At 43.3% G+C, this 22223-nt stretch carries 25 protein-coding genes; 16 read left to right on the top strand and 9 right to left on the bottom strand.

All coding sequences use genetic code 11. The features are described from left to right. Positions 1 to 118 precede the first annotated feature (118 nt). Positions 119 to 781, top strand: coding sequence for an SLC13 family permease (locus tag CRO04_RS04340; RefSeq protein WP_097002992.1), 663 nt, complete (start codon positions 119 to 121; stop codon positions 779 to 781). Between the two features lie 41 nt (positions 782 to 822). Here CRO04_RS04340 and CRO04_RS04345 read toward each other — a convergent pair whose 3' ends face one another. Together CRO04_RS04345 and CRO04_RS04350 are read right to left on the bottom strand one after the other, a co-directional pair. Beyond that, positions 823 to 1083: a hypothetical protein gene (locus CRO04_RS04345; protein ID WP_097002993.1), complete on the bottom strand. Its 261-nt coding sequence runs from the start codon at positions 1081 to 1083 to the stop codon at positions 823 to 825. A 104-nt stretch (positions 1084 to 1187) separates the two neighbouring features. Then, positions 1188 to 2009, bottom strand: a complete 822-nt coding sequence (locus CRO04_RS04350; RefSeq protein WP_097002994.1) for a MerR family transcriptional regulator — start codon at positions 2007 to 2009, stop codon at positions 1188 to 1190. A gap of 144 nt (positions 2010 to 2153) precedes the next feature. On the opposite strand from CRO04_RS04350, the gene CRO04_RS04355 reads away from it, so the two are divergent. Continuing rightward, positions 2154 to 2465: a YbjQ family protein gene (locus tag CRO04_RS04355; protein WP_097002995.1), complete on the top strand. Its 312-nt coding sequence runs from the start codon at positions 2154 to 2156 to the stop codon at positions 2463 to 2465. Between the two features lie 31 nt (positions 2466 to 2496). Next, positions 2497 to 2718 (top strand): hypothetical protein, encoded by a 222-nt coding sequence (locus CRO04_RS04360; RefSeq protein ID WP_097002996.1) that lies wholly within the window; start codon positions 2497 to 2499, stop codon positions 2716 to 2718. Between the two features lie 36 nt (positions 2719 to 2754). On the opposite strand, the gene CRO04_RS04365 is transcribed toward CRO04_RS04360, so the two are convergent. Together CRO04_RS04365 and CRO04_RS04370 are read right to left on the bottom strand one after the other, a co-directional pair. Then, positions 2755 to 3339 carry a helix-turn-helix domain-containing protein gene (locus CRO04_RS04365; RefSeq protein WP_097002997.1) on the bottom strand — a complete coding sequence of 195 codons (585 nt, stop codon included), beginning with the start codon at positions 3337 to 3339 and terminating at the stop codon, positions 2755 to 2757. 143 nt (positions 3340 to 3482) lie between these two features. After that, positions 3483 to 4661, bottom strand: a complete 1179-nt coding sequence (locus CRO04_RS04370; protein WP_207654401.1) for a LysM peptidoglycan-binding domain-containing protein — start codon at positions 4659 to 4661, stop codon at positions 3483 to 3485. On the opposite strand from CRO04_RS04370, the gene CRO04_RS26105 reads away from it, so the two are divergent. From CRO04_RS26105 to CRO04_RS04395, 5 genes are all read left to right on the top strand, one after another. After that, positions 4642 to 5013 carry a hypothetical protein gene (locus CRO04_RS26105; protein ID WP_166432454.1) on the top strand — a complete coding sequence of 124 codons (372 nt, stop codon included), beginning with the start codon at positions 4642 to 4644 and terminating at the stop codon, positions 5011 to 5013. The genes CRO04_RS04370 and CRO04_RS26105 overlap by 20 nt on opposite strands. Positions 5014 to 5416: 403 nt before the next feature. Beyond that, positions 5417 to 5659: a hypothetical protein gene (locus CRO04_RS26730; RefSeq protein ID WP_242974332.1), complete on the top strand. Its 243-nt coding sequence runs from the start codon at positions 5417 to 5419 to the stop codon at positions 5657 to 5659. A gap of 111 nt (positions 5660 to 5770) precedes the next feature. Continuing rightward, entirely contained in the window at positions 5771 to 7960 is a 2190-nt protein-coding gene (locus CRO04_RS04385; protein ID WP_242974333.1) for a PAS domain S-box protein, read from the top strand. A 147-nt stretch (positions 7961 to 8107) separates the two neighbouring features. After that, on the top strand, positions 8108 to 8614 hold the full coding sequence (locus CRO04_RS04390; protein ID WP_097002998.1) for a glutathione peroxidase: 507 nt from the start codon (positions 8108 to 8110) through the stop codon (positions 8612 to 8614). A gap of 76 nt (positions 8615 to 8690) precedes the next feature. Further along, the gene (locus tag CRO04_RS04395) at positions 8691 to 10055 is read left to right on the top strand and encodes an FAD-dependent oxidoreductase (protein ID WP_097002999.1); all 1365 of its coding nucleotides are present in this window, start codon (positions 8691 to 8693) and stop codon (positions 10053 to 10055) included. 40 nt (positions 10056 to 10095) lie between these two features. Here CRO04_RS04395 and CRO04_RS04400 read toward each other — a convergent pair whose 3' ends face one another. Both CRO04_RS04400 and CRO04_RS04405 read right to left on the bottom strand, forming a co-directional pair. Then, on the bottom strand, positions 10096 to 10536 hold the full coding sequence (locus CRO04_RS04400; protein WP_166432464.1) for a MarR family winged helix-turn-helix transcriptional regulator: 441 nt from the start codon (positions 10534 to 10536) through the stop codon (positions 10096 to 10098). 34 nt (positions 10537 to 10570) lie between these two features. Beyond that, positions 10571 to 11116 carry a glutathione peroxidase gene (locus CRO04_RS04405; RefSeq protein WP_097003001.1) on the bottom strand — a complete coding sequence of 182 codons (546 nt, stop codon included), beginning with the start codon at positions 11114 to 11116 and terminating at the stop codon, positions 10571 to 10573. A 192-nt stretch (positions 11117 to 11308) separates the two neighbouring features. Between CRO04_RS04405 and CRO04_RS04410 the strand changes: the two genes are divergently transcribed. The 7 genes from CRO04_RS04410 to CRO04_RS04440 all read left to right on the top strand — a co-directional run bounded on the left by CRO04_RS04410 (position 11309) and on the right by CRO04_RS04440 (position 17077). Next, positions 11309 to 11758, top strand: a complete 450-nt coding sequence (locus CRO04_RS04410; RefSeq protein WP_166432465.1) for a MarR family winged helix-turn-helix transcriptional regulator — start codon at positions 11309 to 11311, stop codon at positions 11756 to 11758. 11 nt (positions 11759 to 11769) lie between these two features. Continuing rightward, the gene (locus tag CRO04_RS04415; RefSeq protein WP_097003003.1) at positions 11770 to 12276 is read left to right on the top strand and encodes a nitroreductase family protein; all 507 of its coding nucleotides are present in this window, start codon (positions 11770 to 11772) and stop codon (positions 12274 to 12276) included. Positions 12277 to 12290: 14 nt separating this feature from the next. Then, positions 12291 to 12581 (top strand): putative quinol monooxygenase, encoded by a 291-nt coding sequence (locus tag CRO04_RS04420; RefSeq protein WP_097003004.1) that lies wholly within the window; start codon positions 12291 to 12293, stop codon positions 12579 to 12581. Between the two features lie 17 nt (positions 12582 to 12598). Further along, positions 12599 to 13441, top strand: a complete 843-nt coding sequence (locus tag CRO04_RS04425; protein WP_097003005.1) for a nitroreductase family protein — start codon at positions 12599 to 12601, stop codon at positions 13439 to 13441. Positions 13442 to 13459: 18 nt separating this feature from the next. After that, complete coding sequence (locus tag CRO04_RS04430) at positions 13460 to 13987, top strand: flavodoxin family protein (protein ID WP_097003006.1); 528 nt, start codon at positions 13460 to 13462, stop codon at positions 13985 to 13987. A gap of 122 nt (positions 13988 to 14109) precedes the next feature. Then, positions 14110 to 16566, top strand: a complete 2457-nt coding sequence (locus CRO04_RS04435; protein WP_097003007.1) for an FAD-dependent oxidoreductase — start codon at positions 14110 to 14112, stop codon at positions 16564 to 16566. Between the two features lie 100 nt (positions 16567 to 16666). Next, positions 16667 to 17077: a DUF134 domain-containing protein gene (locus tag CRO04_RS04440; RefSeq protein WP_097003008.1), complete on the top strand. Its 411-nt coding sequence runs from the start codon at positions 16667 to 16669 to the stop codon at positions 17075 to 17077. 40 nt (positions 17078 to 17117) lie between these two features. On the opposite strand, the gene CRO04_RS04445 is transcribed toward CRO04_RS04440, so the two are convergent. The 3 genes from CRO04_RS04445 to CRO04_RS04455 form a co-directional block, all read right to left on the bottom strand. Beyond that, positions 17118 to 18968 carry a diguanylate cyclase domain-containing protein gene (locus CRO04_RS04445; protein ID WP_097003009.1) on the bottom strand — a complete coding sequence of 617 codons (1851 nt, stop codon included), beginning with the start codon at positions 18966 to 18968 and terminating at the stop codon, positions 17118 to 17120. A gap of 116 nt (positions 18969 to 19084) precedes the next feature. After that, complete coding sequence (locus CRO04_RS04450; protein WP_097003010.1) at positions 19085 to 19732, bottom strand: AAA family ATPase; 648 nt, start codon at positions 19730 to 19732, stop codon at positions 19085 to 19087. Between the two features lie 81 nt (positions 19733 to 19813). Next, entirely contained in the window at positions 19814 to 21109 is a 1296-nt protein-coding gene (locus tag CRO04_RS04455) for a galactokinase (RefSeq protein ID WP_097003011.1), read from the bottom strand. Between the two features lie 168 nt (positions 21110 to 21277). On the opposite strand from CRO04_RS04455, the gene CRO04_RS04460 reads away from it, so the two are divergent. Next, complete coding sequence (locus CRO04_RS04460; RefSeq protein ID WP_097003012.1) at positions 21278 to 22222, top strand: TIGR01212 family radical SAM protein; 945 nt, start codon at positions 21278 to 21280, stop codon at positions 22220 to 22222. Position 22223: the final 1 nt, after the last annotated feature.

The following is a 22223-nucleotide window of genomic DNA, read 5'->3' on the forward strand; positions in this document are numbered from 1 at the left end:
ATAGTCATTAGTAAGATCTGGAATTGGAACATACATATAATGATTGAAGCAGACGCACTTATGATATATAATAGCACGGAAGTATAATTACTACCCTTTCTACTACTGGAGAAACCTTATGAAACAGTTCCTTATATTTATTCAGAAAGAACCCGTTCTGACTGCTGCTTCCATTCTTGCTATCATTTCTGTATTCTTTGTTCCGCCGGATTCAACCTACCTAAAGTACATAGATTATAAAACCTTACTCTGTCTGTTCTGTCTTATGGCTGCAATTAAGGGAATTGAGCGGGAAGGGCTTTTAAACACAGTGTCGCTGAAGCTTTCAGCCGGTATGAAAAACAGAAAGTCTTTTATTTTTCTGCTTGTCTTTACCTGTTTTTTTGCTTCCATGTTTATGACCAATGACGTAGCGCTGATCGCCCTGGTCCCCATAACCCTGACTGCGCTCTCCCTGTGCGGGCAGGAACGTCATACCGCTCTGGTTGTGGTTTTGCAGACCATCGCCGCTAATATCGGTTCCAGCCTGACACCGATCGGAAATCCCCAGAACCTCTATCTGTTTACCAGATATGGATTTCAACTGCCTTCCTTTCTCAAAGTAACGCTCCCACTGGTATTGTTTGGGGGGCTGCTGCTTGCACTGGTGTGTTTTTTAATCCCGGCATGTCCGATCAGTCAGGTATTAACCACTGCACCGCTGATACGGAAAAAAACTGTTATCCTCTATGGCGCCATGTTCTTTCTGGCTGTTGCGGCCGTCTTAAGACTGATTCCTTAAACAGCCAAAGGCTTCTGGCTCTGCCTCTGGCTGTTATCCTATCAATCCAACTGGGATAGAAAATATGCTGCTTTTTCCTGGTCTTTCTTATAAACAAAAAGTCTGTAAAAATTCTTTACATTACCGGTTCTTCCTAAAATCGGATTTCTGCCGTTTAAGTTATTCATTGATAACCGCAAACTATTATTGGTTGTTTCTGTCATATAATAAATATCATTTTCCCGCAATTTATTTTTTACCCGGTACAGTTTTTCAAGATCCTGCGTACTGTAAATTTCTACCAGCTTTTTTTTAAACAGCATATTCTCTACCTTCCCGCTCCAATTCTATCCTGGAACTGTATACCCTTTCTTTCTATTATAACAAAAACAGCTGTCTGTTACAAGCAGGCAGCTATTCTTTAAATTTATTCTGTTTTTTTAACCGGATAGCAGATCTCTGTTACCATCTCATCCGGATTCTGTGTCTGAGCCGGGCTGACGTGATAGATACAGAACATGGGACCGTTATATACATAATTATTGTCCTTAACCCAGTTTGCAACTGCAAGATTTACATCTGTAATCTGCTCATAGCTTCCTTTGTATACCGCAGATGCAATTTCCACCTCTGGCACTGTTTTAAATATTACATGTTCTGTGTTGTCATAGGAACCCTTTACGGATATCTGAATTTCCACATCAACATCCCCCTCCTTATACCCCTGGTCATGAAATACTGCCAGAGAATACATGGGGTCGGCCATTTGCAGATTCATATTCCCGGTCTCTTCCCCAAGCCGCTTCCATAGCAGCCCTTCCTGGTCATAAGCCGGAATAATCTCCCTTACACTGGCTACATACCTTTGAGGCATTGTTTTTAAAACTACATTATAATTCATTGCCCTATCATCCTTTCTCAGCCTTTTTATGGCTGCATCAAGGAGTAATAGCCGTTGCCCGCTTTCCTCTATTTCTTCCTGTACTTCCAATCTTCTTGTTTCTAAGAACTTTGCCAGTTCCCTGGGATCATCATATTTGATTAATATCTCCCCAATCACTGCAAGACTAAACCCCATTTCCTTTAAGGCATTAATTCTGACAGCTTTCGTGAGCTGTTCCTCACTGTAATAGCGGTATCCGGTAAAGCGGTCTATACTCCTTGGTCTCAGCAGTCCGATTTCGTCGTAATGACGGAGCATACGGATACTGATTCTTGACAATTTCGAAAAATCTCCTATTTTCAGCATGCTGTTTTCCTCACATATATGTTTGTTGAGCTCATGTTTAGTATAGAGTATACCATAGTGTGAGAGTCAATTAAAATTTATTTATACATATTTTTAATTCTTTATGTCAAAACTGATTTCTATAAGAAAGGAGAGTGAATCTCAATGCTGTTAGTTACTACAGACTATATTCCAGGAAAAGAACTGACACTTTTAGGCATGGTAAAAGGAAGTACCATACAATCTAAGAATTTAGGAAGAGACATAACTCAGGGACTAAAAACGTTAGTTGGAGGGGAATTAAAGGCATATACCGAAATGATGGATGAGGCCAGAGAACTGGCAACCAGACGTATGGTGCAGGAAGGGGAGGCGATGAATGCGGAAGCCATAGTGAATATTCGTTACTCTGCTTCTTCCATTATGCAGGGTGCAGCGGAGGTTCTGGTTTACGGCACTGCTGCTGTATTTAAGTAACTGTTACTGTCAGATTAATTGGGGGATTGATATGAAAAAATTTGCAAAGAATCTGTTATTTATCTTAGGACTTATCATCCTGTTTCTTTTCTTTATCCTAATAACCTATGAATATTGTCTGCTTAAAACCAGACTTTTTCTCGTTCCGGATGTGTTTATCGCCAGCTTCCTGCTTTCCGGCATTCTGCTATTCATTCCCGGAATATTTTGTATCGCTGCTTCTTATATGCTGAAAAGAAACGAACTCAAATAAAAAACATCGTTTCCTAGAAGGAAGCGATGTTTTTCATTATAAAGGCTGATAAAGCAGGCCATCCTTTGTACTGTACCAGATCAGCAATCCATGTCCCTGCCTGGGTATCCTGACATGGAAATCCCATTCCGGATATTGTTTGATTACCTGGATACGGTCTCCTGATGCAAAGGCAAGAAATGAGATATAAACTTCTTTATTCATAGGATGTTTGCTGGAAATAAACCAGTCATCTTCTACCAACTGTACGGTAAGTTTTTCTCCTTCCTCTGCTTTTTTCAGCTCCAGCGCGGAAAGCTTTCTTTTGCAGCAGGATACTTCTGCATCTCCCGTGGAGAATGTAATACTTCCGCAGGCAGGGCAGACATAGTATTTTATCTGTTTCATATTTCCTCCTGTTATGTCATTGGGAGTCAAATCACCCTTCAGTAAATTCTGTATGTCAATTCCAAAGAGCCTGGAAAGCTCAGATATTAAAGATATATCCGGTAACCCCTTGCCTCTCTCCCATTTGGAAACGGTTTTATCACTGATATGCAGTTCTTCTGCAAGCTCTTTCTGTGTCATGCTATGCTCACTCCGAAGCTGGCGGATTAAGTCTCCTACATTACCGGCTGTCATCGGCAGCCCTCCCTTTTGTATTATGATTTAGTTTAGTATTTCCTTATCTCTGTAATTATAACTGCCTCAGGCATTTTTTTCAATCTACGCTGCGTTGAGTCAAAAAACAGCCCGGAATTAATTACCGGACTGCCTTTCTTTTCCTATCTGAAATATTGGGGAAACTGCTTTACAATGCCCTGAGCCATCATATCAGCCATTTCTAATGCACCGATCTCTGTATCTGCAAATGTGTTGATGCTGTCTTCAAAGTTCTGGGACATAGTCGAAGCAATCTGATCTTTTGTTAAATTCATGTAATCATTAAACATATTCTGCAGGTCAGAAGCAGACCAGTTAGGATTTATGGATGCCAGGAACGCAACCATCTGGCCGGCACTGTTATTCATTCTGTTTTCTGCATCGGATGCACCCTGGGTATTACCATCTCTGACCGCCACAGCGTAATCATTAATACTTGTAAGATAATTTGTTAAGAGATCTGCAAATTTCCTGGCATTCTCATCGCCATAGAATGTTTTTAAAGCCATCTGGAAATCTCCAGGATTATTCATCAGGCGGTTCCTTACATCCTCTGCATCTGATAAGTTCCAAAGTTCACTCTGAACAGCCATTCTCTGCCAGTAAACCTGCTGAAGCCACAAAAACCTGAGGTAATTATCCAGATTCTGCTCCGCTTTGCTGACCCACATATACGTAGGAGGCATTGGTTGCGGTGGCTGCTGTGGCTGGGGTTGGGGCTGAGGACGGTTTCTTGGAATGCATATTACCTGACCGACAAATAAGCTGGTAGGATTTACACCTGGATTTGCAGCCATGATTGCTTCTACCGTGGTGTTAAAACGCTGGGATAAGAGCCAGAGCGTATCTCCTGCTTCAATTGTGTAGGAGCGGGTTCCCTGCGGACAGATTGGCTGCATATTTATAGGACTGTTTTGTAAAGGCGGATCCATAGACTGAGCCCATGGCGGAAGATTCCGGAACTTAAATCCTGCAGGGATCCAGATTACCTGCCCAATCATTAAATTTCCAGGCTTGATCCCAGGGTTTAAAGCCATTATAGCCTCAACATTCGTACAATATTTTTTGGCAAGCAGCCATAGGGTATCCCCTTTCTGAATGGTATAAGCACGCAGACCTACCGGACAGCGCTTTGTACTGTCAGATACTGCCTCACTCTTTAACTTGGTTATTGACATTTGAGTGGTATTGGTTGGCGGTGTCTGGGGTTGAGTTGGCTGCATGGGCTGCATCTGCGGCTGATTTGGCTGGTTTGGCTGCATCTGCGGCCGGGATGGCTGCATGGGCTGCGTCGGCTGCATCGTCGGCTGCGTTGGCTGCATCCTTGGTTGCGCAGGCTGTGTCGGCTGCATGCTTGGCTGCGTTGGCTGCATGGGCTGCGTCGGCTGCATCTGCGGCCGCGTTGGCTGCATCTGCGGCTGCGTTGGCTGCATCTGCGGCTGCGTTGGCTGCATCTGCGGCTGCGTTGGCTGCATCTGCGGCTGTGTTGGCTGCATCTGCGGCTGCGTTGGCTGCATCTGCGGCTGCGTTGGCTGCATCGCCGGCTGCGTTGGCTGCATCTGCGGCTGCGTTGGCTGCATCTGCGGCTGCGTTGGCTGCATGCCTGGCTGCGTCTGTGTTGTTCTGTTTCCGGCTGGAATACAGATCATCTGACCAACCTGGAGATTGCCGGGATTGATACCAGGATTTGCTGCCATAATTGCTTCAACAGTGGTGTAGTGACGTCTGGATATCATCCAAAGTGTATCACCGGATTGAATCGTATAGGAAAACAATCCTTCAGAGCAAGAAGTCATCATAATACTGCCTTTCAATTAAACAATTTGTCTTATTTTATGATGAAAAAACGAAAAAAGTACCTGTCAACCTAATAAAATTTATTTTTTTTAGTCCTCTCTTTCTTTTTTCACACTTGACTTCTTCTGGCAATATAATATTGTACATGCATATTGATTCAATTACTTTGCATTGCATTTGCAATAAACTTCTGTTATTATTTTATTACAAATATTTACCATTTTTGACAATATTTTCATAGGGCAAAGGGGGTCCCACTATGACTAATGAACCTATCGATCAGGCTTTCCTGCAGCTGCCGTTGGGCTATGCCCGCTACACTATAATAGTTGACGATATTTCTAATGCAAAGGATTACATTCTTGCAGAAGCAAATGAAGCATTTTTGCGTTATCTGAATCTGAAAAAAGAGGAAGCGCTGCATAAGAGTATCTTCCTGATTCTTCAATCTGCCTCTGACCAGCGTGCCTGGTATCATCTATATAAAAATCCGGATCTTTAGACTCAGGAGCATAATTCCATCCTGACATCTGGTAATCACTCTTATAAAGTTACAGTAAGCTATCCTGATTCTAACACTCTGGTCACAATCTTTGACGAAGTAACCACTGTCATGAATGAATTTCATGCTGTCAATGAAGCAAATGAAAAGCTTGTGCGTGATATCGATATCTTTTTCAACAGCACACAGGATGGTCTGTTTCTTGTCGCATATAGAAATGGGGAATTCCGCTATATAAAGAACAATGCTGTTCACCAGCATCTGACCGGAATCACAAGCCCGCTGTTGGGTAAGACACCATTTGAATTGCTTGGCGAAAAAGTGGGGGCTGCTCTGAAAGAGGGATATGAGAAGTGCATTCTTTCCGGAGAAGCCATGATATATGAAGAGACCGTCGATTTTCCCGAAGGCACCAGAGACTGGCTTGTACGCCTTACTCCTGTAAAGGAAAATGGAACAATAGACTATATTATCGGTTCCCGACTGGATATTACCGAACTGAAGCGACTCAAAAAAGAACGAGAACAGCTGCTGGCAAATTTCAATTCCATGTTCACGGAGCATTCAGCCATAATGCTGATTATTGACGCTGCTTCCGGAAAAATACTGGATGCCAATCCTCAGGCCTGCTCTTTTTATGGTTATAGTAAAGAAGAGATTCTTCAATTAAGTATTGATGATATCAATACCATATCAAGCAGTACCGTCAAACAGCTTCGCAATCAGGCTCTTAACCAGGAGCAGCAGTATTTTCTGTTTCCCCACCGCCTAAAAAGCGGTGAGATAAAAATGGTAGATGTGTACTCCAGCCCTGTCACCTATGGAAATGATACCAGACTTTACTCCATCATTTTTGATGTTTCAGACAGGGAACAGTACAGAGATGATCTGTTCCGGGAAAAAGAGATGCTCAGCGTTACCTTAAATTCCATTGGCGATGGGGTTGTGACCACTGATCTGGAGGGAAAAGTTACCTATCTAAATCATGCAGCGGAAGAAATCACCGGATGGCGTTCTGAGGAGGCATCTGAAAAAACATTCATGGAGATTTTTGATCTGCGTAATGAAACCACAGGTAAAATCGTACCTAACCCCATCAGCGCAGTGCTGGAAACAGGTATGATAGTAGGTCTTGCAAACCATACGGTTCTGTTAAACAAAAACGGGAATTTAATTCCTATTGCAGACAGCGCAGCACCCATACGAGATGAAAACGGTCATGTATATGGAGTGGTCATGGTTTTTCGTGATGTCAGTCAGGATAAACGGCAGCAGGAGCGCATTCTCTATTTAAGCTACCATGATCCTTTGACTCAGATATTTAACCGCAGATATATGGAAGAAGAAATAAATCGTATGGATCAGACTTCCCAGCTTCCCATTGCCGTCATCATGGGAGATGTGAATGGTTTAAAAGTCATAAATGATGTGTTCGGACACAGAACCGGAGATCTGTTGCTCAAAGAGGTCGCCAAAACACTTCAGTACGCATTAAAGAACATCGGCATTGCCGGCCGTTGGGGCGGAGATGAGTTCCTGATTCTGCTGCCTCATACCGATCATAAAAAAGCCCAGGACATTATCAGCCGGCTGGAAGATGCCTTTCGAAAAAGTGACCGGCTTCCACTGGAGGTCAGTGTTGCATTGGGCTTCGACGTAAAAGAAGAAATGTCCCATTCGCTTAACCAGTCACTTCAAAAAGCGGAAGAAAAAATGTACCATAAAAAGCTTCTGGAGGGAAAAAGTTACCGAAACAGTATTATTACCACACTTCTTGCTACACTTTATGAAAAAAGTATGGAAACGGAGGAACACGCAGTACGCCTGGAAACTTACTGTATGGCAATTGCCGATAAGCTGAATCTCTCAGCCGAGGATAAAAATGAGCTGTCTCTTCTTGCCATACTTCATGATATTGGAAAAGTGGGCGTCAATATTGATACCCTGAACAAACCCGGACCTCTCAATGACGAAGAATGGAAAGAAATGATGCGCCACCCGGAAATCGGTTACCGCATTGCCCAGAACACTCCAGAACTTTCCACTGTATCGGAGTACATTCTCTCTCACCATGAACGCTGGGATGGTTCAGGATATCCCAGAGGTCTGAAAGGAACAGACATTCCCCTGCTCTGCCGGATTCTGGCAGTTGCCGATGCCTATGACGCCATGACCAATAACCGCTCTTACCGCAAAGCAATGGATTCCAAGACTGCTATGAGTGAGATTGACCGCTGCTCCGGTACCCAGTTTGATCCGTTTATCGTTCATATATTTTTAAACCTCAATCAGGTTTTTTAAGCATTATAAAAAGACGCCGATGATCACACAGCAATGATGGTCATTGATGCGTCTTTTATTTTTTAATAAAACCTGTTGACTTTTTATGTTTAATTGTATAAAATTAAATTTAGTAAAATATATAATACCAAAAGTGAGGTAGCCAGTATGAATTTATATGATATCACAGTCAGAGGCAGAAACGGAGATCTGATTTCTTTGTCCCAGTACAAAGAAAAAACACTGCTGATCGTTAATACCGCAACAGGATGTGGATTTACTCCCCAATATGAAGGATTAGAAACATTATACCGGAAATATAAGAATCAGGGTTTCGAGATCCTTGACTTCCCGTGCAACCAGTTTGGTCATCAGGCGCCTGGAACAGAGGAAGAGATCCACGAATTCTGTACCATGAACTATGAAGTTTCCTTCCCACAGTTTGCAAAGATTGAGGTGAATGGTTCAGGGGAATCCCCTTTATATTCTTATTTAAAATCACAAAAATCAGGTTTCCTTGGTTCTAAAATCAAATGGAATTTTACTAAATTCCTGGTTGACAAAGAAGGGACTGTAGTAAACAGATATGCACCTACCGACAAACCGGAGCAACTGGAAAAAGATATTCTGGCTCTTCTGGAAGGATTCACTAATCTGGCAGCAAAAAGATCTTAAAGCTTTAGAAAATCCCCCTTCGGCACCAAATGCCTCCCTTCTTAATACCATGGTAGTAAGAAAGGAGGCAAACAGTATGAGCACCTGCAGTTTTGACGGTCTGACCGGCCGTGTGGTAACTCCAGATGATCCTTTCTATCATGAGGCCAGACAAGTCTACAACCGGGCTGTCAACCGGTTTCCTCTGGCCATTGTTTACTGCCGGAACAGTTCCGACGTCAGCAATGCCGTGTTATGGGCCAGAAAACGAGGTATCTGTCTTCGGATACGAAGCGGAGGCCACAATTATGAAGGATTTTCTACAGGCAACAATGTACTTGACATTGATCTAAGTGAGTTGAATCAACTGTCTATTGATGAAGAAGGCCGCTCTTTTACAGCAGAGGGAGGCGCAAATAACAAGCAGATCTATGAATTTTTATCTTCCAGGGGATATCCCTTCCCAGGTGGGACCTGCCCTTTTGTTGGAGTAAGCGGTTATGTCATGGGGGGTGGCTGGGGGCTTTCCTGCCGTTATCTGGGACTGGGCTGCGACAGCCTTTTACGTTTCTTAATGGTTAATTCAGAAGGAAGCCTGATCACCGCAAGTCCGGAAGAAAATTCAGACTTATTCTGGGCATGCCGGGGCGGAGGCGGGGGCAACTTTGGAATCATCGTTTCCATGACATTTGCCCTTCCCAGAAAAATAGATAAAATCACTCTGGTTGAAATTATGTATCCCAGGGCGGATCAGGAAAAACAGACTTACTTTCTTTTATCCTGGCAGGATTGGCTGGAACACGCAGATCCCAGAATTACCCTTATTGCAAGGATTTATAATTCCCAGGAAGAAGGTCGTTCTATCCTTTCCAGAGGCTTTTTCTATGGTCCACCGGAAGCAGCTCTTGGAAGCATTGCCCCGCTGTTAGAACTTGGCGGGGTGAAATACCGTCTGAAATATGTAACATTTCTGGAAGCAGTTACGATAATCGGAAGCTTTTATCCTCCTTATGAAGCGTTTATATCTGCCAGCGGCTTTGTAAGCAGGGAGCTGTCCGAATGTGAATGCTTCAAGTTGACTGAGCTTATTGGCAATCGCCCTGCCGGATCCATCTACACCGGACTTTCTCTCTACGCTCTGGGGGGCAGGGTATCGGAAGTACCCGTAGATTCCACTGCTTTTTATTATAGAGATGCCAGATATATTGTCTGGCTTAACACCATTTTCCAGAACAGCAAAGGGGAGAATGCCCTGTGGCTGGCAGAACGGTTTAATTATCTGTCGTCTGTAACAACCGGCTCCTATGTCAATTTCCCATATGAGGGCCTTCCATGTTATCTGGAGGAATACTATGGCAGACATGTCTGCAGATTAAAGAAGATTAAGAAAGAATACGATCCCTGCGGTATTTTTACCTATCCGCAGGCAATCGGCGGATCCTGTAATTGTTCAAATTTATAAAAAACTCAGGAAGGACTTCACGCCTTCCTGAGTTTTTCATTTAATCCAGATGCTGTCTTGTATTACCAAGAATTTTATAGAGGAGATGATATAACTCCTTGCCTTCTTCCTGATTAATTGGAACACACTGGGTAATCTTCTCCGGTATTAAGACAGCCTTCTCTTTCAGCTGATCTCCCTTCTCAGTTAGCTCCACAATGACACTCCGCTCGTCTTTCTTATCCCTGCTCCTGGTCAAAAGACCCGCAGCCTCCATCTTCTTCAGCAGGGGAGTCAGCGTACCGCTGTCCAGATAAAGGATCTCCCCTAATTGCTTAACCGTCACTTTCTTCCTGTCCCAAAGAACCATCATAGCAATATACTGTGTATACGTTAAGTCAATCTCATCAAGAAATGGCTTATACAACCTGACAATCTCCCTGGCACATGCATAAAGCGGAAAGCATATCTGGTTCTCTATTTTTAATCTGTCATAATTCATCACGTTTCTCCGTTCTCCTGCTGAATCGAATATTTTACAGCAATTCTTTTATACTTTCTTCCACCAGCTTCATATCAGCAGTTGGCTCGAATCTTCTCACTACTTTCCCGTCCCGGTCAACCAGGAATTTTGTAAAATTCCACTTGATATCCGGTTCATTCTTATAATTGGGATTTGATTCCTGAAATTTCCCTTCCAAAACGCTGGTGAGCTTATGCTCCGGATCAAACCCTTCAAATCCTTTTTCCTTAACCAGATAATGGTACAGAGGAATCGCATTCTCACCATTCACCTCAATCTTTGAAAACTGGGGAAATGTTACACCAAATCGTCCGGTACAGAATGTATGAATCTCTTCATCATTCCCAGGGGCCTGATTGCCAAACTGGTTGCATGGAAAATCAAGGATTTCCAGTCCTTTGTCCTTATATTCTGAATAAATTGCCTGAAGATCAGTATAATGAGGAGTAAATCCGCATTCAGTTGCAGTGTTCACTATCAGAAGTACCTTTCCTTTATAATCAGATAAATTTTTATCTGCTCCGGACCTGGTTTTTACAGTAAAATCATAAACAGACATTATAATACCTCCTATATTAATTACAAATAATATCATTTTCAAGTTGCCTTCATTATAAAATAGTTCTTTTATTCTGTCAATAGTTTTGCAACATTTAATTGTTATAAATTAATTTGTTCTATTTGAATTTAGGATTGACAGGAATACATGCAAGTGCTATCATTTGTATGTACAAACAAGAGAGGTGATGTTTTGAAAAAAAATGACACACCAGAGGAACAGACCTGTTCCCTGAACAGCTGCCTGTTTTTTACGACAGTAAAGCTTTCCAGAGTTTTTGGCAAAGTTGCAGAAGATGCATTTTCTAAAACCGGACTCTCTCCCAGTCACGCTCTTTTGCTGTATCTGGTTAACCAGAAGGAAGAAATTCTGCAAAAGGAACTGGGAGAAACGTTGCTTCTGACCCCATCCACCGTTACCCGGCTGATCGAAAAGCTAGAGCGCAAAAAGCTTGTTTCCAAACGTTGTGAGGGAAAATCTGTAATTTTAAGCACCACTCCGGAAGGTATTGCACTTCAGAAAACCGTTATGGAATCCTGGAATTCGCTCCACAAAAAATACCAGGGAATTTTAACACAGGAAGAGACAGCTCTCTTTCTAAACCTCAGCAAAAAATTACTGGGGAAACTAGAAAACAATTAGGAGGATTTTTTATGCAGGAGATTTTTAACAGACGGAGTATCCGCAAATTTACCACTGATGCCGTAGAACAAGAAAAAATTGACAAGCTTCTTCGTGCCGCCATGCAGGCACCGTCAGCAGCAAACCAGCAGCCATGGGAATTTATTGTAATACAGGATAAAGAGAATTTAAAAAAGCTTTCTGAAGTATCCCCCTACGCAAAACCTGTAGCAGGATCGGCTGTCACTATTGCTCTTTTCGGGAATGAAAAGGAATTTAAAGTACCAAAGGGCTGGGAAGAAGATATGGGAGCTGCCTCACAGAATATTCTGTTAGAAGCTGTTCACTTAGGCCTTGGAGCCGTCTGGCTGGGTGTAGCTACATCGAATGAAGTTACTGATCATGTACGCAGTTTCTTTCAGCTTCCGGACCATATTAAACCATTTGGTCTGATTGCCATCGGTTATCCGGATGGACAGAAAAACGAATTTACAGAACGTTACAAAGAAGAACGTGTTCATTACGAGAAATGGTCATAGATAAAGGAGAATAAATGATTAAAGTTGTTGCTAAAAATTATATCAAAGAAGATAAAATCAATACATTCATTGAAACTGCCGTGGAACTTGTGAAAGAGACCAGAGCAAAGGATGCGGGCTGTATCCGTTATGAACTGGTTCAGGATGTAAAAGATCCCCGCATTTTAACCATGCTTGAAGAATGGGAGGATCAATCCAGCCTTGCAGCTCACGGAGGTTCTGTACATTTTAAAAAAGCCATGGAGGCCATGAAAGATCTGGTAGAAAAACCCGGAGACAGCAATTTTTATAAAACTCTTATATAGAAGAAAGGATTGATTTTATGAAACCTGTTTTTCCCGTGGAAAAAACCATCAGAGAGCGCAGCAGTGTCAGATCCTATGACCCCCGCGCGCTCTCAACAAAGGAAAAAGATCTGTTCTATGATTTTATTAAAACTTTAGATAATCCATTCTCTGTTGATGTAAACTTCCGGCTTCTGGAAAACAATGACGCATTGAAAGGAGAAAAGCTGGGTACCTATGGAGTCATTAAAGGTGCCAGAAATTTTATTGGGGCCTCTGTTCCTGATACCGATCTTGCGTTGGAGGCGCTGGGCTATTCCATGGAGCACTTAATTCTTTATGCCGTAGCCCTGGGATATGGTACGTGCTGGCTGGGCGGCACCTTTGACCGGAGCGCATTTTCTCACGCCATGCACTTAAAAGAGGGAGATTTGTTTCCGGTTATTGCCCCTCTCGGATATCCTGCTGAAAAGAAACGGCTTATGGAGTCTCTGATGCGGTGGGGCGCTAAATCAGATCAGAGAAAGGATTGGAATGAGCTTTTTTTCAAGGATAACTTCTCTGCTCCACTCTCAAAAACCGATGCAGATGATTTTGCATTTGCCCTGGAGATGACGAGACTGGCACCGTCTGCTGTGAATAAACAGCCGTGGAGAGTGGTAAAACATCAGAATGCCTACCATTTCTATGAAGCGAAGACATTAAAGGAAGGGAAGCACTCTTTTGATATCCAGAGAGTTGATGTAGGAATCGCAGCCTGCCATTTTGGTCTGGCCGCTGCAGAAAGGAAACTGCAAGGAGGGTTTAAGAAGCTGTCTGTTCCAGATATCAGCTCTCCTGCAGAAATGATATACTTATTTTCCTGGGACCTTAATTCATAAAAAATGGAGGTAAATTCATTGAACATATTAGTAGTTACTGGAAGTCCTCGAAAGAACGGGAATACGGAAATCATGGCTTCTGCTTTTGCAATTTCAGCAAAAGAGGCCGGTCATGAAGTTACAGTAAAAAACTTAAGTATTTTAAAGGTTGAACCCTGTCTGGCATGTACATACTGCTTTTCTCATGACGGTGTATGCATCCAGAATGATGACATGAACAGCATTTTAACGGATTTAGACCAGGCTGATATGCTGGTACTGGCATCCCCTGTCTACTGGTTTGATGTTTCAGCCCAGACAAAGTGCTTTATTGACCGGATGTATGCTTTCGGAAAAAAAGGGTTTCATATTAAATCCATAGCTATGCTCTTAAATTCCGCTTCTGACGGAGTTTACGATGCGGCAACTGCTCAGCTGAATTCCATTTGCGCTTATTTAAAGTGGGAAAACAAAGGAGTGCTCACAATTTCCGGTATGAATGAAAAAGGGAGCATGCTCTCATCCGAAGGGCTTAATAATGTCCGCAATTTTGCCATGAACTTGTAAACGCTTCTGCTGGTGTCACGTTTTGTGACTCTGTCACAGACATTTTTCCTTTGAGGTCCTATACTGAGAGTGTCAAAAACATAACAAACTTATTATTATTTTTATATATCAGGAGGCAGACCATGAAGAAAACTGTTATAATCGGCGGAGTCGCAGGCGGAGCCAGCTGTGCGGCCAGACTTAGAAGATTGGATGAAGAGGCTCAGATCATTATCCTGGAGCGTGGCGAATATATCTCCTATGCAAACTGCGGTCTTCCCTACCATGTGGGCGATGTAATCAAATCCAGAGATGCTCTGCTTTTACAGACTCCAGAAGCCATGAAAAAAAAGTATGGGATTGATGTCAGAGTAAAGAATGAAGTATCTGCTATTGACAGAGAGAACAAAAAAATTACAGTCCGCAAACTTGAAACAGGGGAGACCTATGAGGAATCTTACGATACTCTGGTAATTTCCACCGGCTCCTCTCCTGTCCGCCCGCCAATTAAGGGAATTGAATCCTCCCGCATTCAGACTCTTTGGACCGTTCCTGATACTGACCGGATCCGCGATATGATTAAAGAAAAAGGAATCAAAAGCGCCGCTGTGATCGGGGGAGGCTTTATCGGACTTGAGATGGCCGAAAACCTTCGTCATGCAGGTCTTTCGGTTTCTTTGATTGAAATGCAGGATCAGGTCATGGCTCCTGTAGATTATGAGATGGCACAGCTGCTTCACGAAAACATTGTTCAGAATGAGGTTTCTCTTTATCTGGGAGACGGAGTCTCCTCATTTACAGATGAAGACGATTCTGTCTCTATCACACTAAAAAGCGGTAAGATTTTAAAGGCAGAACTGGTGATACTCTCTATCGGTGTCCGCCCAAACAGTGAACTGGCTAAATCCTGCGGGCTTGCAGTCAATGAACGGGGAGGAATCATTGTTGATGATACCTTAAAAACCTCTGATCCTGATATCTATGCTGTAGGTGATGTTATTCAGGTTAATGACTTCACCTTTGATGATGCAGCCATGGTTCCTCTTGCAGGTCCTGCCAATAAGCAGGGACGCATTGCTGCAAATAACATTGCAGGCGGAACAGAAACCTATAGAAAGACTCAGGGAACCTCTGTTGCAAAAGTATTTGACTTAACTGCTGCTTCAACAGGAGCCAATGAAAAAGTCCTGATTAAGAGAGGCTTAAAAAAAGGAACTGATTATGAAAGCATCATTATTACCCAGAACTCTCATGCAGGTTATTATCCGGGTGCTGTTCCGCTTACGTTAAAGCTTCTGTTTTCTCTGGATGGGAAAACTATATACGGTGCACAGATCGTGGGCAGAGACGGTGTAGATAAGCGGATCGATACGATTGCCGTCTCCATTCGCCTTGGAGCTTCGGTAGAAGATTTAAAACATCTGGAATTTGCTTATGCTCCCCCCTTCTCTTCTGCCAAGGATCCTGTTAATATGGCAGGATTTACAGCCGAGAACCTGTTAAAAGGAAGAGCTTGCTTTGCTGCCTGGGACGTGACAGAAACGAATAAGAATGCTCAGTTTCTTGATGTCAGAGAAGATGCGGAACTGATGGCTTTCGCCCTTCCAGAAGCCGTGCATATTCCTCTTGGACAGCTGCGGAAACGGTTAAAAGAACTGGATCCCTCCAAAGAAGTGATTACCTTCTGTGCCATTGGAGTCCGTGCCTATAATGCAGCAAGAATCCTGATGCAAAATGGATTTTCCAATGTTAAGATCTACCCGGGCGGTGTCAGATTCTACCAGTCTACTCATTACCAGTATGACACCACTCCAAAAATAACCGCACCAGCCTCTTTTTCGGATAACGGACAAATGGATACCAAAGATATACCAACCTCAGCCATGCGTCTGGACTGCAGCGGTATGCAGTGTCCGGGTCCTATTATGAAAGTTTTTGAAACCATGAAGGAAATGAAGGAAGGTTCAGTCATGGAAGTCTCTGCCTCTGACCCCGGATTTGCAAGAGACATCGGAGCATGGTGCCGCCGCACAGGACACACCCTCTTATCCAATGAACGGAGAGGTGATGATTATGTAGCACTGGTTAAAAAAAGCTCCAAAGCTTCTGCTGCCCCTGTGAAAGAAGCTGCAGATGGAAAAACACTGATTGTTTTTTCCGGCGATTTGGATAAGGTTCTTGCCAGTTTCATCATTGCAAACGGAGCTGCTGCCATGGGCAGACCTGTCACCATGTTTTTCACATTCTGGGGTCTGACTGCATTAAGAAAAGAAGAAAAACAGCCAGTTAAAAAGACCATGATGGAATCTATGTTCGGAGCCATGCTCCCGAGAGGAAGCAAACGGCTGAAATTGTCTAAAATGAATATGGGCGGAATGGGTACAGCCATGATGAAAAAAATTATGAACGACAAAAACGTGGACTCTCTGGAAACGCTGATAAAAAAAGCCATGAAGGCCGGAGTTCGTATTGTTGCCTGTACCATGAGCATGGATGTAATGGGAATTCATAGGGAAGAGCTGATTGACGGAGTAGAGCTGGGCGGCGTCGGCGCTTACCTGGGAGATGCGGAAGAATCCAATGTAAACTTATTTATCTGATTCCCTTTTTTGTTGTAACGTGCTCCTGCTTTGCAGTATGATTGACATTTCTGTCAAGTAAAGATATACTAACCTTATTTGAAATGAGGTGACAGATAAAATGGCCAGACCTGTAAAACAGCGCCGTGTATGCGAATTGCCTGGAACAATGGAATTTGCCCCCTGCAGTAATGAAAATTATAATATCGTGAAGATGACCGTAGACGAATATGAGGTGATCCGCTTAATTGACCACCTTAATCTAACCCAGAGTGATTGCGCCCAGCAGATGGATGTGGCAAGAACCACCGTACAGGCGATATATGACAACGCCAGGAGTAAGATTGCAGACACCATCGTAAATGGTAAAAAACTGGTAATCCAGGGAGGCACCTATACACTGTGCTCCCAATCTGGTTCCTGCTGCGGTAAGAACTGCTCCCTCCGCCGGGGCCTGCTTGGACATTGCAGGGACCAGAGCCGGGCGGATATCTGCTGCGGTAAGAACCGTTTTTGCAGCAAATTGCTCTGAGTTTAAGCAGGCATAAAACCGGAACCAGCTGGTTCCGGTTTTATATTTGATCTTTTCCTTCACCTTTATAAAAGGCGAACCCTTTTTTATCATTCTGCTTTATGTAATACATGGCTTTATCTGCAGCACTGTATAATTCTGCATAGCTGCTTCCATCTTTAGGTGCAACCGCAATACCAATGCTTGCTGAAACCTGCATCACAATATAATCTTCCTCCATTGTGCGGTCCATCAGCTTCATAATTGACTCCGCCATATCCACAATCCGCTGGTTTTCCCAGCTGTCTGGGATAAAAATAACAAACTCATCTCCGCCTACTCTCGCAACGATTCCATCTCTGCCCACCAGTTTATCAAATGCTTTTGCCACTCTGGCCAGAACCTGGTCGCCTGCAGCATGTCCGCAGGAATCATTGATTTCCTTAAAATTATCCAGATCGATCATGAAGAATACGCCGCTGCAATGGAGTAACAATTTTCCGTCAATGATTTCTTCTCCAGACCGGTTATATACTCCTGTCAGAGGATCTTTATTGGCACGGTTAAGCAGCATCTCCTCTCTTCCCAGTTGAACGGTAATATCCTCCAGCTTGCCTACCATCCGGGGTTTGCGGTTTGCTGAACCAGGTAGAATCTTGTATTGGCAGCTAAACCATCGGTATTCCCCTGACTGACCTTTTAACCGGATTCTGCAATACCGCACCTCATCCGGCTTACTGCCCAGCAGTGCCCACCTCAGCCTGTCCCCATTCTGCCAATCTTCCGGATGCATCAAATATACGCCTCTGTTCAGCCTCACAATCCCTCTCGTCTTTAACTGCTCTAAAAACAGCTTTCTTCTGGCGTTTGATGTAAATTCTATGGTGTCGGTTTCATAATCGTATTCATAAAGAAGCGTGTCTGTAAACTGGGAGAGAACCGAATAACGTTCTGATTCCAGCTGCAGCTTCTTTTTCTGTATGTAGAACAATAAGAATATCCAAAAACAGCCAGCTATTGTCAGCAGAATCAACAAAAATGCCGTACCAAAAAACATCCCGAAAACATATTCGGAATGCAGCATGATATCAGGAGAACAAACATAGTTAACAAGACTCCAGTCATTTACTCCTACTTTCATCACTGAGATATAGTATTTTTTCCGGTATCCGGAAAGTAAGGCAGTGAAAGAATCTTCTTTTTCAATCCGTGTTTTTATGGCAGCCCCATACTGATTTACAATACCATTCATTATGTCGGAGGTAAACAGATTCCCGGTACCCTTGATGTGATTATTGCTGGAGTAAACAATACTGCCATCCGGCTCAATGATGAACGAATGAATCCTTTTGAAAGGTGTATGACCGCCCGCTTCCTCACCTAACTTCTTCATCTGATATGCCGAAAATAAAACACCTTTCACAGTACCATTCTTTTGCAGGGGCTGAGCTGCTGAAAATATGTAACCGGTTCCGTCTTCCGGTGAGTCCTGTATATCCAGTATAAGCATTTTCCCATCTAATACTTGTTTGTAAATCTCCCTTTTTTCTTCTCCGGATATTGTTTCTTTCCAATTGCTGCATGAGACATAATCCAAGTGATAATCCGGATTATCCCGCTCCAACTCTGCCAGATAGTGATTCATCCATTGACCCTCCGGTGACAGGCCCGCCGCATCCATCATAAATTCCAGGCTTATCCCCAAATTTTTCGCATCACCGGCCATCTCTAAGATCTGATCTTTCTGCACATCTGTATAGGATGTAAGGCTTGAATCAATCAACTGATTGAATTCCTGATTCAGCTTTTTCTGCTGACTGGACAAGAAAATAAAAGCAAGGATCATCAAAATAAGAACACTGAACATGCCCACGATCACTGATGCAATCCTGGAGTCTCTTCTGTCGTTCATATAAGTGATCTCCGTTCCAAAAACATTTTCCGAAAAAAGCCAGTGGAATTAATCCAGCTGGCTTTTCTCAATTCTATATTCATTATATCTCTGCATGAACGGTTTTACAATATCTTTCAGACTTCAATTCCTCTTAATTTTATATAATCCTTAATAAGTCTGGCTGTCTGCTCCAGATCAATCCGGCTGGTATTAATTATAAGATCATAGTTGTTCCAGTCTTCCCAGTTTTCCCCGGTATAGTAACGGTAATATTCTTTCCGCTCTTTGTTAATCTTTTTTACCCTTTTTGCAGCTTCTTTCTCATCTATCTTATCCACTTCCATGGTTCTCTGGATCAGTGTGGGCGTATCAGCATAGACAAAGATTTTCACAAGTCCCGGTACCTTTTCCTCATCCCGGTCTAATATATAATTCGCACATCTTCCGGCGATGATACAGGATTCTTCATTTGCAAGTTCTTTTATGACCTGAGACTGAAACCGGAATAAATTCTCTGGTTTTACAATATCGGCGTCGGTAGAGGGCTTACCCAGCTGAGGCTTTAATCCGCTGACAATCCGGTATAGCAGATTATTGCCGGCCTTTTCATCTGCAAGGCGGAAAAAAACTTCTCCAACCGCACTCTGCTCCGATGTGATTGTCAGAATCTCCTCATCATAAAAATGAATTCCCAGTTCCTCTGCAAGAGCTTTTCCTACAATACGTCCGCCGCTGCCGTACTGCCTTCCTATGGTGATGACCAGATTGCTTTTTTCTTTCATATGCCTGCCTCCTTTTCCCCTGTATTTATATAAGGGATTCCTTACATCTATTGTACTCTATTATAGCAGGATTTACAATTATTATTGCTTCGCAACTGTATTAAAACAGATGGAACCGTAAGGTCTGATGCTCATGCGGTAAGCATTGCCTTCTCCCAACGCATCTTCCATATAGGTGATGAATTCATCTGTAATCTCATTGGGAAGCACTGCCATGATAACGCCGGCAAATCCACCACCATGAACTCTGCATGCGCCCTGCTTTTTCCTGGCAATAAACAGTTCCGTAAGTGCCAGAGCAACCGTAATTCCCTGCTCCTGATAGCTGGTATTGGTAAAGCAGTTCTGCAGCCATTTCCAGGAAGAATTCCCGGAAGCTGTAATATTAGAAAGGAATTCATCAAATCTTCCTTCCTTTAACGCAGCTACTTCAGCGTCCACCCGCTTATTTTCCTCAAAGAAATGAAGTGCACGAAGTACCGAACGGTCTCCTGCAAACTCCCGCACCTCATTTAACTGTCCGATCACATCTTCTTCGGATATATCCGCACAGACTTCTTTTCCAAAAAACTCTGCCACCTTTTTCATCTCAGCAGGTACTGAAGAATAATCCGCACTTAAATCCGCATGTCCCTTTCCTGTATTTACGATAATCAGGCTGTGATTCTGGGATGCGAAATCAAAATCAATCTGTTCTACAACCGGCTGGGAAGGATTCTTAAAATCAATGGTGATCAGACCGCCCACCGCACATGCCATCTGGTCAAGCAGACCGGAAGCCTTGTCCCAATAGACATTTTCTGCAAATCTTCCAATATGGGCATAAGCCACTGTATCCATTCGGCTATCATTAAAAAATGTATTCAATATGGAACAGAGCAGCATCTCAAATGACGCAGATGAGCTGACACCTGCGGCACTGATTACATTGCTTGTGATATAGGCATTAAACCCGCCGATCTCATACCCATTTTCAACAAAGCCCTGTAAAAGCCCTTTCACTAAATCAATGGTGCCGGCCTTTTTATCGCTGGGGGATAAATCAGTCAGATCAATGGTAAAGCTCTGGTTGTAAGTCACACTGACAATATTTACGATACTGCTGTTGTTCTTTGCAGCCACGCCCACGCAATCTAAATTAATACTCCCTGCCAGGACTTTGCCGTGGTTGTGGTCGGTATGATTACCGCTGATTTCCGTCCGCCCCGGTGAAGTGAACAAAAGCACGTCCTCTTCCGGAAAATGCTTTTTAAAGTCGTTTATCAGATTCTGATACCGGATTACATTCTCTCCTGCGGCCTTCCTGCCATATAGAGCAGTCATCAGCTTTCCTGCCTTTTCGGATTCCAAAAAACGGATTGTTTCATCTGTTCTCATGCTGCAAATTCTCCTTTTCCCCATTCATTGGCAACAAACGCCATTGTCTCGAGTATAACATAAGTGCTAAAGTTTTCACAATATAATATTTTACGAAAACCTATAAAATAATTTGACTTCCCTCTCCCCCTCTTCTATAATGGTACAATCAAAACATTGGAGGTCCATATGCTCTGGAATGACAAGCCTTATCACTCTCTGGATTACGAACTGAAAATGCAATATGGGCAGAAAGTATATAAGCTTGCCCTTGATGGAGGCATGACGTGCCCCAACCGGGATGGAACACTTGGGAATCGTGGCTGTATCTTCTGCAGCAGCGGCGGCTCCGGGGAATTTGCAGAGTCCAGAACACTTCATTCTTCTGTTGCAGAACAGATTCAGTCAGCCAAAAAAAGGATTGCTTCTAAGATGAATACAAAAGGCGGACTTTATATCGCTTATTTTCAATCCTATACTAATACTTACGCCCCTGCCGCGTATTTACGGGAACTGTTTACGCAGGCTGTTTCTGAACCTGATATTGTTGTCCTTTCCATTGCCACCAGACCGGACTGCCTTCCTCCTGATATCCTCCTCCTGTTAAAGGAGTTAAACCAGATAAAACCGGTCTGGGTGGAACTGGGACTTCAGACCATTCATGAATCAACAGCATCATTTATACGGAGAGGTTACAGCCTGTCCACATTTCACCAGGCTTACCAATGTTTAAAAGAAGCGGGAATTACGGTAATTGCCCATGTGATTTTAGGGCTTCCGGGAGAATCAAAAGATATGATTTTAGAAACAGTACGCTACCTGGGACATCTGGGAGATCATGGCGTAGACGGCATTAAGCTGCAGCTTCTTCACATTCTGGAAGGAACAGACCTGGCAGATCTTTATAAGAAAGGCGCTGTACCGGTATTCACTCTAGGTGAATATACGGATCTGGTCATTGACTGCATCGCTTCACTGCCTCCTGGCGTTGTCATACACCGTTTGAGCGGAGACGGTCCCAAAAAGCTCCTTCTTGCCCCCTTATGGAGCGCAAACAAACGGCTGGTACTGAATACACTGTCAAAGCGATTGAAAGAACGAGGCATCTGCCAGGGTGACAGATACCTCGTCTGAA

The sequence above is a fragment of the Lacrimispora amygdalina genome, from assembly GCF_900205965.1.
Taxonomy (GTDB): Bacteria; Bacillota; Clostridia; order Lachnospirales; family Lachnospiraceae; genus Lacrimispora; species Lacrimispora amygdalina_A.

Coding starts and splice junctions, on each gene's coding strand:
- CRO04_RS04405 (WP_097003001.1), bottom strand. CDS start 11,116: ATGTCTGTTTATGATTTTACTGTAAAAACCAGGTCCGGAGCAGATAAA.
- CRO04_RS04425 (WP_097003005.1), top strand. CDS start 12,599: ATGAAACCTGTTTTTCCCGTGGAAAAAACCATCAGAGAGCGCAGCAGT.
- CRO04_RS04360 (WP_097002996.1), top strand. CDS start 2,497: ATGAAAAAATTTGCAAAGAATCTGTTATTTATCTTAGGACTTATCATC.
- CRO04_RS04340 (WP_097002992.1), top strand. CDS start 119: ATGAAACAGTTCCTTATATTTATTCAGAAAGAACCCGTTCTGACTGCT.
- CRO04_RS04415 (WP_097003003.1), top strand. CDS start 11,770: ATGCAGGAGATTTTTAACAGACGGAGTATCCGCAAATTTACCACTGAT.
- CRO04_RS04365 (WP_097002997.1), bottom strand. CDS start 3,339: ATGACAGCCGGTAATGTAGGAGACTTAATCCGCCAGCTTCGGAGTGAG.
- CRO04_RS04345 (WP_097002993.1), bottom strand. CDS start 1,083: ATGCTGTTTAAAAAAAAGCTGGTAGAAATTTACAGTACGCAGGATCTT.
- CRO04_RS04385 (WP_242974333.1), top strand. CDS start 5,771: ATGAATGAATTTCATGCTGTCAATGAAGCAAATGAAAAGCTTGTGCGT.
- CRO04_RS04390 (WP_097002998.1), top strand. CDS start 8,108: ATGAATTTATATGATATCACAGTCAGAGGCAGAAACGGAGATCTGATT.
- CRO04_RS04435 (WP_097003007.1), top strand. CDS start 14,110: ATGAAGAAAACTGTTATAATCGGCGGAGTCGCAGGCGGAGCCAGCTGT.
- CRO04_RS26730 (WP_242974332.1), top strand. CDS start 5,417: ATGACTAATGAACCTATCGATCAGGCTTTCCTGCAGCTGCCGTTGGGC.
- CRO04_RS04395 (WP_097002999.1), top strand. CDS start 8,691: ATGAGCACCTGCAGTTTTGACGGTCTGACCGGCCGTGTGGTAACTCCA.
- CRO04_RS04450 (WP_097003010.1), bottom strand. CDS start 19,732: ATGAAAGAAAAAAGCAATCTGGTCATCACCATAGGAAGGCAGTACGGC.
- CRO04_RS04355 (WP_097002995.1), top strand. CDS start 2,154: ATGCTGTTAGTTACTACAGACTATATTCCAGGAAAAGAACTGACACTT.
- CRO04_RS04420 (WP_097003004.1), top strand. CDS start 12,291: ATGATTAAAGTTGTTGCTAAAAATTATATCAAAGAAGATAAAATCAAT.
- CRO04_RS04350 (WP_097002994.1), bottom strand. CDS start 2,009: ATGCTGAAAATAGGAGATTTTTCGAAATTGTCAAGAATCAGTATCCGT.
- CRO04_RS04445 (WP_097003009.1), bottom strand. CDS start 18,968: ATGAACGACAGAAGAGACTCCAGGATTGCATCAGTGATCGTGGGCATG.
- CRO04_RS04460 (WP_097003012.1), top strand. CDS start 21,278: ATGCTCTGGAATGACAAGCCTTATCACTCTCTGGATTACGAACTGAAA.
- CRO04_RS04370 (WP_207654401.1), bottom strand. CDS start 4,661: ATGCAGCCGACGCAGCCCATGCAGCCATCCCGGCCGCAGATGCAGCCA.
- CRO04_RS26105 (WP_166432454.1), top strand. CDS start 4,642: ATGGGCTGCGTCGGCTGCATCGTCGGCTGCGTTGGCTGCATCCTTGGT.
- CRO04_RS04400 (WP_166432464.1), bottom strand. CDS start 10,536: ATGAATTATGACAGATTAAAAATAGAGAACCAGATATGCTTTCCGCTT.
- CRO04_RS04440 (WP_097003008.1), top strand. CDS start 16,667: ATGGCCAGACCTGTAAAACAGCGCCGTGTATGCGAATTGCCTGGAACA.
- CRO04_RS04455 (WP_097003011.1), bottom strand. CDS start 21,109: ATGAGAACAGATGAAACAATCCGTTTTTTGGAATCCGAAAAGGCAGGA.